The 13623-nt window shown below is 61.6% G+C and carries 12 protein-coding genes; all 12 read left to right on the top strand.

What is annotated here, in order from left to right:
- Positions 1 to 131: 131 nt before the first annotated feature.
- Positions 132 to 1331, top strand: a complete 1200-nt coding sequence (locus ASG19_RS19385; protein WP_062461208.1) for an HlyD family secretion protein — start codon at positions 132 to 134, stop codon at positions 1329 to 1331.
- Positions 1332 to 1389: 58 nt separating this feature from the next.
- Entirely contained in the window at positions 1390 to 3003 is a 1614-nt protein-coding gene (locus ASG19_RS19380) for a DHA2 family efflux MFS transporter permease subunit (protein ID WP_062461204.1), read from the top strand.
- Positions 3004 to 3159: 156 nt separating this feature from the next.
- A complete protein-coding gene (locus ASG19_RS19375; protein ID WP_062461201.1) occupies positions 3160 to 4185 on the top strand; it encodes a LacI family DNA-binding transcriptional regulator in 1026 nt (341 codons plus the stop codon).
- A gap of 97 nt (positions 4186 to 4282) precedes the next feature.
- Positions 4283 to 5737: a xylulokinase gene (gene xylB, locus ASG19_RS19370; RefSeq protein WP_062461198.1), complete on the top strand. Its 1455-nt coding sequence runs from the start codon at positions 4283 to 4285 to the stop codon at positions 5735 to 5737.
- 132 nt (positions 5738 to 5869) lie between these two features.
- Positions 5870 to 7180, top strand: coding sequence for a xylose isomerase (gene xylA, locus ASG19_RS19365; protein WP_062461195.1), 1311 nt, complete (start codon positions 5870 to 5872; stop codon positions 7178 to 7180).
- A 215-nt stretch (positions 7181 to 7395) separates the two neighbouring features.
- Positions 7396 to 7491, top strand: coding sequence for a pyrroloquinoline quinone precursor peptide PqqA (pqqA, locus tag ASG19_RS19360; protein ID WP_062461193.1), 96 nt, complete (start codon positions 7396 to 7398; stop codon positions 7489 to 7491).
- A gap of 20 nt (positions 7492 to 7511) precedes the next feature.
- Positions 7512 to 8429, top strand: coding sequence for a pyrroloquinoline quinone biosynthesis protein PqqB (pqqB, locus tag ASG19_RS19355; RefSeq protein WP_244476231.1), 918 nt, complete (start codon positions 7512 to 7514; stop codon positions 8427 to 8429).
- 4 nt (positions 8430 to 8433) lie between these two features.
- Positions 8434 to 9225: a pyrroloquinoline-quinone synthase PqqC gene (gene pqqC / locus ASG19_RS19350; RefSeq protein WP_156466576.1), complete on the top strand. Its 792-nt coding sequence runs from the start codon at positions 8434 to 8436 to the stop codon at positions 9223 to 9225.
- Entirely contained in the window at positions 9222 to 9521 is a 300-nt protein-coding gene (pqqD, locus tag ASG19_RS19345) for a pyrroloquinoline quinone biosynthesis peptide chaperone PqqD (protein ID WP_062461184.1), read from the top strand. Before pqqC ends, pqqD begins: the two co-directional genes overlap by 4 nt.
- Positions 9522 to 9595: 74 nt before the next feature.
- On the top strand, positions 9596 to 10687 hold the full coding sequence (pqqE, locus tag ASG19_RS19340; protein ID WP_062461928.1) for a pyrroloquinoline quinone biosynthesis protein PqqE: 1092 nt from the start codon (positions 9596 to 9598) through the stop codon (positions 10685 to 10687).
- 191 nt (positions 10688 to 10878) lie between these two features.
- A complete protein-coding gene (locus tag ASG19_RS19335) occupies positions 10879 to 12408 on the top strand; it encodes a sugar ABC transporter ATP-binding protein (RefSeq protein WP_062461182.1) in 1530 nt (509 codons plus the stop codon).
- The gene (locus ASG19_RS19330) at positions 12405 to 13403 is read left to right on the top strand and encodes an ABC transporter permease (RefSeq protein ID WP_062461179.1); all 999 of its coding nucleotides are present in this window, start codon (positions 12405 to 12407) and stop codon (positions 13401 to 13403) included. The genes ASG19_RS19335 and ASG19_RS19330 overlap by 4 nt, the downstream gene beginning before the upstream one ends.
- The last annotated feature ends 220 nt before the right edge of the window (positions 13404 to 13623 follow it).

The raw sequence follows: 13623 nt of genomic DNA, 5'->3' as shown, positions 1-13623 counted from the left end.
AATTCAGCATTCCGGTTTTTTTCGAACCGATTGGTTCGATGTGGTCTTGATATGTGTGATCGAAGGCTTTATGTCAACGCTCCGAACTGATCGGTTCGATCGGTTTTCGCTTTTCAAAGATGGTTACGACAATGACGGCCTCCAAGAATGCCGGCGCGCTGCGCACCGTAAAAAACGAAGATGTGAATGCCGATGACACGGCGCGCGACGACGCGTCGCCGGCTGCCGAGAAACCTGCGGCACCTGTTGCAACGCCATCGCCCGAAGCCAAGGCCGACGCACCGGCAAAGAAGGGCAAGCGTGGCCTTATCCTGCCGATCATCGTGCTGGCGCTGCTCGCCGGTGGCGGCTGGTATGGATATCAGTGGTGGACGACGGGCCGGTTCATGGTGTCGACGGACGATGCCTATATCGAAGGCGATATTGCCACGATTTCCCCAAAGGTCACGGCTTTCGTTTCGAAAGTGAATGTCGCCGCCAACCAGCAGGTCAAGGCCGGCGATGTGCTGGCGACGCTCGACAATGGCGATTACCAGAACGCGCTTGATCAGGCCAATGCCGCCATCGAAAACGGAAAGCTGTCGCTGACTCGCATCGATGCACAGGTCGAAGGTGCGCAGGCAACCCTTGCCCAGGCGCAGGCCTCCAAGGTTGCACTGCAGGCAGCGGTCCGCGGTGCCGAGATCACGCTCAAGCGCCAGACCGAGCTTGCGGCCAAGTCGGTCGGCACGGCCGCCGATCTCGACAGCGCCACGATCGCGCTTGATCAGGCCAAGGCCAACCTTGTCGGCGGCGATGCCTCGATCAAGTCGGCGCAGGCCAACATCACCATTCTTGAAGCGCAGCGCAAGGAAGCCGAAGGCCAGGTCCGGACGCTGGAACTGCAGCGCGACAAAGCGGCCCGCGACTTGTCCTTTACCGTTCTGAAGGCGCCCTATGACGGGATTGTCGGCAATCGCTCGGTGCAGGAAGGCGATCTCGTTTCGCCGGGACAACGGCTGATGGCGCTGGTGCCGACGCGCCAGCTCTATATCGACGCCAATTTCAAGGAAACGCAGATCCAGCATCTGGAGATCGGCTCCAAGGTGGAAGTGCATGTGGATGCCTATAGCGAGGAGCCGATCATCGGCACGGTGGAATCGCTTGCGCCGGCTTCCGGCTCGGTATTCTCGCTGCTGCCGCCGGAAAACGCGACGGGCAACTTTACCAAGATCATCCAGCGCGTTCCGGTCAGGATCGCCCTGCCGCAGGATGCGCTCGACAGCGGTCGTCTCAGGGCGGGTCTGAGCGTTGTCGTCGACGTGGACATCCGCACCGCACCCAAGAAGTAACACCTTAAGACGTAACTGGGCTTTGGCCTAACAGCCCCATCGGGGCGGAGGTGGTCCCATGGCTGGGAGCGCAACGACAACTGCAGGATCGATATCGTCCGCGGCACAGGCATCGTCTGCTCCCAAGGTGGACGAGAAGATGCCGACCGGCCGGCTGATCGCGTTTTTCGCGATGGTCGTCGGCATGTTCATGTCGATCCTCGACATCCAGATCGTGTCTGCGTCGCTGTCTGAAATTCAGGCGGGTCTTTCGGCCGGTTCGGACGAAATTGGCTGGGTGCAGACGTCGTATCTGATCGCCGAAGTCATCATGATCCCGCTTTCTGGCACCTTGGCGCGCATCGTCTCGACGCGCTATCTGTTTGCGTTCTCGGCGGCCGGCTTTACGGCCGCGAGCGCGCTTGCGGCGACGGCATCCAATATCGACCAGATGATCGTCTACCGCGCGATCCAGGGCTTTATCGGCGGCGGTATGATTCCGTCTGTGTTTGCGGCAGCCTTCACCATTTTCCCGGCATCGAAGCGGGCGTTCGTCTCGCCGATCATCGGGCTGATCGCGACGCTTGCGCCCACGATCGGACCAACGGTCGGCGGTTATCTCTCGAACGCGTTTTCGTGGCACTGGCTGTTCCTGGTCAACATCATTCCCGGCATCTTCGTGACGATCCTGACCTGGCGGTTCATCGATTTCGACAAGCCGGAACTGTCGCTGTTCAAGAAGTTCGACTGGTGGGGCCTTGCCGCGATGGGCGTGTTCCTCGGCGGTCTCGAGTATGTGCTGGAAGAGGGCAATTCCAACGACTGGTTCAACGACCACATGATCGTCATCGGTGCCATCGCATCGGGGCTTGGCTGCCTGGTCTTCTTCTATCGCGCCTTTACCTCGGAATTTCCCGTCGTGGACCTGACGGCGTTTACGAACCGGAACTTCGCGTTCGGCTCGATCTTCTCCTTCGTGATGGGTATCGGGCTCTACGGGCTCACCTATATCTACCCGGTCTATCTCAGCCGCATCCGCGGTTACGACAGCCAGATGATCGGCGAGACCATGTTCGTCTCGGGTCTTGCCATGTTCGTCACGGCGCCGATCGCAGGCAAGCTGTCGACCAAGATGGACCTGAGAGCGATGATGGTGATCGGTTTCATCAGCTTTGCCTCCGGCACCTATATCATGACCGGCATCACCGCCGATTGGGACTTCTACGAGCTTCTGATCCCGCAGATCCTGCGCGGTTTTGGCCTGATGATGTGCATGGTGCCGATCAATAATATCGCGCTTGGCACTTTGTCTCCGGCCCGCATCCGGGGGGCGTCCGGCCTGTTCAACCTGACCCGCAACCTTGGTGGCGCGGTGGGGCTTGCGATCATCAGCACGCTTTTGTCCAACCGCCAGGACGTGCATTACGAGCGGCTGCGCGAGCATCTCGACTGGGGCAACCGGATCGCTTCCGACCAGCTCGACTCGATGGCGTCCAATCTGAACACCTACGGTCTAGATGGCGCGACCGGCGCGATCCGGCAGATGGTGCAGCTGGTGACCAAGCAGGCCGTGGTGATGTCATTCTCGGACGTTTTCCTGATCCTGACCGTGCTGTTTGCGATGATGATCCTCGGCGTTGCCGCCATCGAAAAGCCAGCCCCCCAGGGCGGTGGCGGTGGTAGCGGCCACTGATCGCGGACTTCGCGCTGAAGATTTCTAAGAACCACCGCCTGCAGAGGGGTCGTCGCAAACCGCGGCGGCCCCTTTGCGATTCATCCAGCGCGTTGTTCGAATAAATTTGATTTACGTACCTCAAATTCTCCGTTACGAAGATCGGCGGAGGACCGCATGAAGCCAACCGTACACGATATCGCGCGTAGCGCCGGCGTCAGCCTGGCGACCGTCGACCGTGTGCTGAACGGTCGGCCGGGCGTGCGGCGCATCACCCAGGAGAAGGTCGAGGAGGCGATCGCCGTCCTCGGCTACGTGCGGGACGTGGCGGCGGCGAACCTTGCCAAGGGACGGACTTACGCCTTCACCTTCGTTCTGCCTGAGAACGACAACTCGTTCATGATCGGCTTGCGCGAAGAGGTGGAGCAGGCGGTTGGTCGCTCCGGCGCCGAACGAACTCGTATCCGCGTCGTCGACGTGCCGCCTTTCGACGGGCAGGCCTTGTCGACCATGCTGGAAGGCGTGCTTGCCGAGAGGCCTGACGGTGTCGCGTTCGTGGCGGTCGAAAGCAGCGACGTGCAGGCAGCGGTCGCAAGGCTGCGGGAGGCGGGCATTGCCGTCGTGACGCTGGTGTCGGACCTGCCGGGCTCGCAGCGGCACCATTTCGCCGGGATCGACAACCACGCGGCCGGGCGCACCGCTGCCAATCTCCTCGGAAGGTTTCTCAGCGGTCGCGACGGGCGGGTGGCGATGGTTGCCGGATCGATGCTGGTGCGCGATCACCGCGAGCGGCTGGAAGGGTTTCTGTCCGTGCTATCGGAGGATTTTCCGCGGCTTGCCATCCTGCCGGTGATCGAAGCGCGCGACGATCCTGCTATTGCCGAGGAATTGGTGACGGGCCTGTTTCGCCGCTATCCGGATGTGATCGGGCTCTACAGCCTCGGCGCTGGCAATCGCGGGATCCTCAAGGCTGTGCGCAGCCTGCCGGAAGCACGCAGACCTGTGATCATCGCGCATGAGCTGACGCGATCGACGCGGGCAGCGCTGGCCGACGGTGTCGTCGATGCGGTGCTGAACCAGGATGCCGGCCATGAAGTGCGCAGCGCCATAAGGGTGCTGAAGGCGAAGGCGGACGGGCTTCCCGTGATCGCCGCACAGGAGCGCATTCGTATCGACATATTCTTGAAGGATAACCTGCCCTGACGGGCAATCGTGCTCCGGACCATTTCAAGCGGACCGAACACGACGTGTGACGAAACAAAGATCTGCCGAAACGCGGCAGCAACAGGAGAAGGCAAGCATGTATCTCGGTCTCGATCTGGGCACTTCCGGCGTCAAGGCGATGCTGATCGACGGCGATCAGACGATCATCGGCTCGGGGAACGGGACGCTCGACGTATCGCGCCCGCATTCCGGTTGGTCGGAACAGGAGCCGGCTCACTGGATCCGCGCCTGCGAAGAGGCGATCGACGGGCTGAAGGCGAAGTTTCCTAGGGAGCTTGCCGCAGTCAAGGGCATCGGCCTTTCCGGCCAGATGCATGGCGCGACGCTGCTTGATGCCGACGACAAGGTGCTGCGGCCCTGCATTCTCTGGAACGACACCCGCTCCTTTAAGGAGGCAGCGGCGCTCGATGCGGATCCGCGTTTCCGGGCCATCACCGGCAATATCGTGTTTCCGGGGTTTACCGCGCCGAAGCTTGCCTGGGTGAAGAACAACGAGCCGGAGATCTTTGCGAAGGTCGCCAAGGTTCTGCTGCCCAAGGATTACCTGCGGCTATGGCTGACGGGTGAGCACATTTCGGAAATGTCCGATTCGGCCGGCACGTCCTGGCTCGATACGGGCGCGCGCAAGTGGTCATCGGAACTCTTGGCAGCGACCGATCTTACCGAGGATCAGATGCCGTCGCTGGTCGAGGGCACTGAGGAAGCCGGGCGCCTGCGGGGCGAGCTGAAGTCGAAATGGGGAATTGCCGGCGATGTCGTGGTGGCCGGTGGGGCCGGCGACAATGCGGCGTCTGCCTGCGGCATGGGGACGGTCGCCGAGGGGAATGCATTCGTCTCGCTCGGAACATCCGGCGTGCTGTTTGCCGCCAACGCCTCCTATCTGCCGAAGCCGGAAAGTGCCGTACATGCGTTCTGCCACGCGCTGCCGAAGACCTGGCACCAGATGGGCGTCATCCTGTCGGCCACGGATGCGCTCAACTGGCATTCGAAAGTGTCCGGCAAGCCTGCTGCCGATCTGGTTGCCGAACTCGGGGAAGGCCTAAAGGCCCCGACCGGCGTCACCTTCTTGCCCTACCTTTCCGGCGAGCGCACGCCGCATAACGATGCCGTCATTCGCGGTGCCTTTCTCGGGCTCGAACATGAGAGCAGCCGTGCGGTGCTGACCCAGGCGGTGCTGGAAGGCGTGACCTTTGCGATCCGCGACAATCTCGAAGCGCTGAAATCGGCGGGAACCTCGATCTCCCGCGTCACCGCAATCGGCGGCGGTTCGCGCTCGCGTTACTGGCTGTCGTCGATTGCCACTTCGCTCGGCGTTCCCGTGGATATTCCGGCCGACGGCGATTTCGGTGCGGCCTTCGGCGCGGCCCGGCTCGGGCTGATCGCGGCGACCGGTGCCGATCCGGTTGCGGTCTGCTCCGCTCCGAAAACGGAAGCGGTGATCGAACCGGAAGCTGGCCTTCACGACGCCTATGAGGCGGCATACCAGCGCTACCGGGCTGCCTATCCAGCAATTCGCGGCTTGCTGAACTAACCGGCAAAGGGGAGGAGACATCTCCTCCCCCAAGTCGGGCAATTCGAACCACGCTTTACCGGCTACAGTGAGGTACGTACCTCACCTTGACGCACTTACCAGAACCAAGTTTCTACCAAGGAGGAAACCACCATGAGCACAGGCTTTTTCGGCGATATCACCAAGATCAAGTACGAAGGTCCTGACAGCACCAATCCGCTGGCATTCCGGCACTACAATCCGGATGAAATGGTCGGCGGCAAGCGGATGGAAGAGCATCTGCGGTTTGCCGTTGCCTATTGGCACACGTTCACATGGCCGGGCGGCGATCCCTTCGGCGGCCAGACATTCGAGCGTCCGTGGTTCGACGACAGCATGCAGGCGGCCAAGCTGAAGGCCGACGTGGCGTTCGAATTCTTCGATCTGCTCGGTTCGCCCTATTACTGCTTCCACGATGCGGACGTGCGCCCGGAAGGCGCAAACTTTGCGGAAAACACGAAGAACCTCAACGAGATCGTCGACTACTTCGAAAAGAAGCAGGCCGACACCGGCGTGAAGCTTCTGTGGGGCACGGCGAACCTGTTTTCGCATCGCCGCTATATGTCCGGCGCTGCCACCAATCCCGATCCTGATGTGTTTGCCTTTTCGGCGGCGACCGTCAAAACCTGCCTGGACGCCACCAAGCGTCTCGGCGGTGCTAACTATGTCCTGTGGGGCGGTCGCGAGGGTTATGAGACGATCCTCAATACCGATTTCACCCGCGAACTCGACCAGATGGGCCGCTTCCTCAACCTCGTCGTCGAATACAAGTACAAGATCGGCTTTGAAGGCACGATCCTGATCGAGCCGAAGCCGCAGGAGCCGACCAAGCATCAGTACGACTACGACGTTTCCACCGTGTATGCCTTCCTGCAGAAGCACGGGCTGGACAAGGAAGTGAAGGTCAATATCGAGCAGGGCCACGCGGTTCTTGCCGGCCATTCCTTCGAGCACGAGATCGCCATGGCGAACACGTTCGGCATTTTCGGCTCGATCGACATGAACCGCAACGACTACCAGTCGGGCTGGGATACGGACCAGTTCCCGAACAACGTGCCGGAAATGGCGCTGGCCTACTATCATGTTCTCGCCGGCGGCGGGTTCAAGAACGGCGGCACCAACTTCGATTCCAAGCTGCGTCGCCAGTCGCTCGATCCGGCAGATCTGCTGATCGGTCATATCGGCGGCATGGATTGCTGCGCCCGTGGCCTGAAGGCAGCGGCGAAGATGATCGATGACGGTGCACTGAAGACGCCGCTCGATGCGCGCTACGAAAAGTGGGACAGCCCGGAGGCGCAAAAGATGCTGCGCGGCGAGTACAAGCTCGACGAAATAGCCGCCCGCGTCGAGAAGGAAGGGATCAATCCCGAGCCGAAGTCCGGACGCCAGGAATATCTCGAAAACGTGATAAACCGCTACGTCTGATCAACGCTACCCCATCGTGCTGTGACAAAGCTGTGAACGGCCCCGAAATGCTGACCTTCAGCGCAACATTTCGGGGCTGGAAACGTTTGATCCCGTGCTTATGTTAAGGCTTGGCGAACGGGATCATCCTGCGACCCTTTCAAACGTGAGTTCTGCCGAGGCCTCGGTCGCGAAAGCGGTCGGCAAAGGCCTCCAACGACACGAAGGAGAATGACATGAAGTGGACTGCACCTAAGTTTGTCGAAGTAAGCTGCGGCATGGAAATCAACCGTTACGCACCTGCAGACGGCAGCGAGCCGGTTCTGTTTTAATCATGACGAGCACGGGACCCATGACCGGTCTCCGGTTTCTGGTGCTCGGCTCTGCAGCCGGCGGCGGATTACCGCAGTGGAACTGCAATTGTTCCAACTGCGCCGCCGCCCGCGATCCGTCTTCGGGGATCCTGCCGCAGACGCAGTCGTCTCTCGCCGTAAGTATTGACGGAGAGACCTGGGCGATCTTCAACGCCTCGCCGGATATTCGCCAGCAAATCCAGCAGACGCCGCATCTTCATCCGAAAGCCCTCCGCCACAGCCCGATCCAAAGCGTCGTCATCACCAATGCCGATGTGGATCATATCGGCGGTCTCCTGACGATCCGCGAGAAGCAGGCGTTTTCACTGTTTTCGACGGCCGCGATCGGCTCCGTTCTCGATGCGAGCCCGGTCTTCCGAGTCCTGGATCCTGATTTCGTGGCGCGCAAGACGATCCGTCTCGACGAGGATTTTTCACCGCTCGATGGGCTTGAGGCGCGCATCTTTGCAGTGCCCGGAAAGGTCGCCTTGTTTCTCGAGGATGGCGAACCTGAGCTTGGTCTCGAAGGCGAGCAGACAATCGGCGTCGAGTTCGTGGCAAACGGCAAGCGCGCCTACTATATTCCGGGCTGTGCGACGCTTCCGGACTGGCTTTGCGAGCGCATAAGCGGCGCCGACCTCGTGTTCTTCGATGGCACCGTGTTTACCGATGATGAGATGATCCGCGTCGGTACCGGCATCAAGACCGGCCAGCGCATGGGGCATATGCCGATCACTGGCGACGACGCCGGAGGTGGGGGTAGCCTGGAAGCCCTGTCGAAGCTTGGCATAGGCCGCATGGTCTATGTCCATATCAACAATACGAACCCGATCTGGCGCCAAGGCCCGGAGCGGGACGCGGTCACAGACGCCGGCTTCGAAGTCGGCCATGACGGCATGGAGATCGAACTTGCCTGACGCCCTGAATGTTGCCCTGAACAGAACCGATTTTGAAGCCCGGCTGCGCGCCATCGGTGCTGCGCGCTATCACGACAAGCATCCGTTTCACGGCATGCTGCATGGTGGCGGATGCTCGATGACGCAGGTGCGCGCCTGGGTGATCAACCGGTTCTATTATCAGAGCCGTATTCCGCTGAAGGATGCCGCCTTTATGTCGCGCTGCGAGGATATCTCGATCCGGCGCGCGTGGCGCAAGCGTATCGAGGACCATGACGGCGGGCGGGAAGAGGGCGGCGGTATCCGGCGCTGGCTGAAGCTTGCCGAGGCGGTCGGGCTTGATCCGGATTACGTAGAATCAACCCGGGGCGTTCTGCCGGGCACGCGGTTTGCCTGCGATGCCTATGTGCGTTTCGTGCGTGACATGCCGATGCTCGATGCGGTTGCCGCGTCGCTGACCGAGCTTTTCGCGCCCACCATTCACAAGAACCGCATTGCAGGACTGCTCGAGCACTACGCTTTCGCCAATGAAGACGCGCTCTCTTATTTCCGCAAGCGGCTCGATGAGGCGCCGGTCGATGTCGCCTTCGGGCTCAACTACGTTCTCGACCATGCGGACACGTTGGAAAAGCAGGATGCGGCCGCGGCTGCGCTGACCTTCAAGACGGACGTTTTGTGGGCGCAGCTTGATGCGTTGCAGAGCGCTTATGTATCGCCGGCACTTCTGCCGCCGGGTGGATGGGACGGCAAGGAGGGCGTGATTGGCGCTCTCGATCAGCCGGCTCTGAGAGAACCTGCGCGGGGAGCGGCGGAATGAGCGAACCTTCCGCAGTCACCGTGACCGCGCAGACGGTCGCCAAACTTGCCCGCGGCGTGCGGCTTCGGGAGGACCCGGTGCGCGGCCAGACGGTGCTGCTTGCGCCGGAACGGGCGCTGGCGCTCGATGAGATCGCCGTGATGATCGTCAACGCGCTCGACGGTGTGCGTGATCTGGACGCGATCGCGCAGGAATTCTCCGTAAAATTCGAAGCGCCCAAGGAGCAGATCCTGGTCGACGTGATTGCCTTCGTCGACGAGTTTTCCAAGCGGCGCATGCTGGAGTTGAAATCGTGAATGAGCATGTCAGCATTGCGCGGACAAGTGCCAAGACTACCGACAGAACGAGCGAATGGACCGACCGGGACGGCGTGACGGGTCGTATCCGCATCCCGGCACCGATCGCTATGCTTGCGGAGCTGACGCATCGCTGTCCGCTGGCCTGCCCCTATTGCTCCAATCCGCTGGAGCTGGAAGGCATCAGCACCGAGCTTTCCACGCAGGAATGGATCCGGGTGTTTCAGGAAGCAGCAGCACTTGGCGTGCTGCACCTGCATCTCTCGGGCGGCGAACCGGCGTCGCGGCGCGATCTGGTGGAGCTGACGGCGGCTGCCGCCAAGGCCGGGCTTTATACCAATCTGATCACGTCGGGCATCGGCCTCAACGAGAGACGCATCGCCGAGCTATCCGCAGCAGGCCTCGACCATCTGCAGCTTTCGATCCAGGGCGCGACGCCTGTTCTGGCGGACAAGGTGGGTGGTTACAAAGGCGGTTACGATCGCAAGATCGCGGTGGCCGAGTGGACACATGCGGCCGGCATTCCGCTCACCGTCAACGCCGTCTGCCACAAGCAGAACATGGACGAGCTGGGCGCCATGCTGGATCTTGCCGTCGAACTCGGTGCGCGCCGCATCGAGATCGCCACCGTGCAGTTTCACGGCTGGGCCGAGAAGAACCGCAAAGCGCTGATGCCGACCAAGGAACAGGTGCTGCACGCCAACGCCTTTGTTGAGGAAGCGCGCAAACGGCTGGAAGGCATCATCGTCATCGATTACGTGCCGGCCGATCACCACTCGACCTTTCCGAAGGCCTGCATGGGCGGCTGGGGACGCACGGGCCTGAATGTTACGCCATCGGGCAAGGTTCTGCCCTGCCATGCGGCCGAAAGCATTCCGTCGCTCAACTTCGAGACCGTGCGCGACATGTCGCTGACCGACATCTGGTATGACAGCCAGGCGTTCAACGCCTATAGGGGCGACAGCTGGATGCCGGATCTTTGCCGGTCCTGCGATCGCAAGGGCGTGGATTTTGGCGGTTGCCGTTGCCAGGCGATGGCGTTGGCCGGCGACGCCGCGACCACCGACCCGGTCTGCATCCTGTCGCCGATGCGCCATCTTCTGGTCGAGCAGGCAGAGATCGACAGCCGCGCCGAGCCCCCTGAATTCGTCTATCGCGGCCGCTAACGCCACTTCCGGTGGTGTCGCGAATGTGAACGAAGCTCATGAGCTGAAACTGCTTTACGTACCTCAAATTCTTCGATAGCCTGAAATTCAGGGAGGAATTTCAGTGCATCACATCACTTGCGAGGAGGCAGGTGTTGTGGGCGTGCCGCGTTGCGGCTGCTTCACGACGCTTCTGATTTTGAGGCCGGTGCATGGTTGATGCGTCCGGGCATACGGCTGCGCCTCTGCTCGATGCGCGCGGCCTTTCAAAGACGTTCGGCATTGTCGAAGTCCTCAAGGATATCGCGCTCACCGTTCGCGCCGGAGAGGTCCACGCGATCATCGGCGAGAACGGCGCCGGCAAATCCACCTTGATGAAGATCCTTGCCGGCAACCATCAGCCGACAAGCGGCGAACTTGCGATCGACGGACAGGTCGTCAGCTTTTCGGGGCCGGTCGATGCGGAAAAGCATGGCATCGTGCTGGTGCATCAGGAAATCCTTCTCGCACCGGATCTGACGGTGGCGCAGAACATCTATCTTGGACGCGAGGTTCGTAAGGGCATCGCGCTGGACGACCGGGCGATGAACACGGGCGCCGCAGAGGCGATCCGCGATCTGGGCGCCGATATCGATCCCGAGACCATCGTGTCGCGGCTTTCGATCGCGCAGCGCCAGCTGGTGCAGATCGCGCGGGTCCTGCTGGTGCCGCATCGCATCGTCATCTTCGACGAACCGACGGCTTCGCTGACGCCGCACGAAACCGAAGCGCTTTTGAAGGTCATCACCGATATCCGCGCCAAGGGCGTCGGCGTGCTCTACATCTCGCACCGGCTGCCGGAGGTAAAGGAGATCGCCGACCGCGTGACGGTGCTGCGCGACGGGCGGCTGGTCGCTTCGCACCCGACAAGCGAGCTGGAACCGGCCGACATGGCGCGGCTGATGGTGGGTCGCGACGTGGCAAAGCTCTATCCGGACCGGCAGGCGGCCATCGAGCCCGAAACGGTACTTCAGGTCGAAGGCTTCGACGTGCCGGGCTATGCCCGAGATGCCGGTTTCACGCTGCACAAGGGCGAGATCCTCGGCTTTGCCGGACTGATCGGCGCCGGTCGCACGGAGCTCATGGAAGGGCTTGTCGGGCTTCGACCGGCCAAGGGGAAGGTGACGCTCCGGGGCCGGCCGGTTCAGTTCACCGACGTGCATTCGAGCCTCAAGGCGGGCGTCGCCTATCTTTCCGAAGACCGCAAGGGCAAGGGCCTGCTTCTCACCAAGGACCTCACCGTCAATCTGACACTTGCCTCGCTCGGCAAGTTCATCCGTGGCCTGCAGATCGATCGCAAGCGAGAGGCGCAGGCGCTCGACAAGGCGATCGAGGATTTCGACATCCGAACCGGTACGAAGACGATCCTCGCAGGCCAGCTTTCCGGCGGCAACCAGCAGAAGCTGCTGCTCGCCAAGATGATGCTGCTCGATCCGCAGGTTGTCATCATCGACGAGCCGACGCGCGGCATCGATATCGGCAACAAGGAACAGATCTACAAATTCATCGCCGCTCTGGCCGCGGAAGGGCGTTCGATCATCGTCGTCTCGTCCGAAATGCCGGAGCTGATCGGCATCTGCGACCGCATTCTGGTGATGCGCGGCGGCCGGATCGTCGGCGAAGTTCAGGGAGACCACATGACGGAAAACGAGATCGTCCAGCTTGCAACCGGTGTCAATGTCGGCGCGGGAGAGGCGGCATGAGTGCGGTCGTAACCGAGACGAAGGCGCCGAAGACTTCGCGCGACTGGGACATGGCGGCCATCGCGCCGTTTGTTGCGCTGGCGCTGCTTCTGGTGCTCGGCTATTTCGCCAACCCGAATTTCGTGTCGCTGGCCAACCTCACCAACGTCATCACCCGCAGCGCCTTTATCGCCGTGATAGCGCTTGGGGCGACCTATGTGATCTCGGCGGGGGGACTGGATCTCTCGGTCGGGGCGATGGTGGCGTTTGTCGCCAGCCTGATGATCCTGTTCATGAACTCAGGCGTGATTGCCGATCCGATGCTGATGCTGATGGCCGGCATGGCGGTGGCGCTGGTTCTGGGGGCGGCCTGCGGGCTGGCGAACGGGCTTATCACCACGCTCGGGCGGATCGAGCCGTTTATCGCGACGCTCGGCACGATGGGGATCTATCGCGGCCTGACGACGTGGCTTTCCCAGGGCGGTGCGATCACGCTCAAGGACCGGCAGTTGCAGCAGCTCTACCGGCCGGTCTATTTCGGCGACGTGTTCGGCGTGCCGATCCCGATCATCGTGATCTTCGTGACGGCGGCGCTCGCTGCCTTCGTGCTCTACCGCACCCGGTATGGCCGTCATGTGATCGCCGTCGGATCGAACGAGGAAGTGGCGCGCTATTCGGGCATTTCGGTCAACAAGGTGCGCACCATCGCCTATGTGGTGCAGGGGCTCTGCGTGGCTGTTGCTGTCATGATCTACGTGCCGCGGCTGGGATCGACGTCTGCGACGACAGGCATCCTGTGGGAATTGCAGGCGATCACGGCGGTCGTTGTTGGCGGGACGGCACTTCGGGGCGGGGTGGGTCGCATCTGGGGCACGATCTGCGGCGCTTTCATTCTGGAAATCGTCGGCAACATCATGATCCTGTCGAACTTCGTGTCGGAATATCTGATCGGAGCGATCCAGGGCGCGATCATCATCATCGCCATGCTGGTGCAGAGGTCGCTGATGCGAAAGTAAGAGGTTGTTACGGGACCCCTCCGGCCTGCCGGCCATCTCCCCAACAAGGGGGGGAGAAGACTTGCCGCAATCGCCTGCCTCGATCGAGTGTTGGCGATAGCTGCCGGGTTAAGCCCGCCCCCTTGTGGGCAGGGCGGGGAGGGGTTTCGGGTCGCTGAGACCAATGGTTTGGCCGGGCCTCTGGGGCGGGTCCGGTTTCGGGAGGATGACCCCTTAAACT

The organism is Rhizobium sp. Leaf306 (assembly GCF_001423425.1).
GTDB classification, from domain to species: Bacteria; Pseudomonadota; Alphaproteobacteria; order Rhizobiales; family Rhizobiaceae; genus Neorhizobium; species Neorhizobium soli.
The sequence above is the reverse complement of the archived record's forward strand: the minus strand, read 5'-3'. Positions and strand labels throughout refer to the sequence as shown.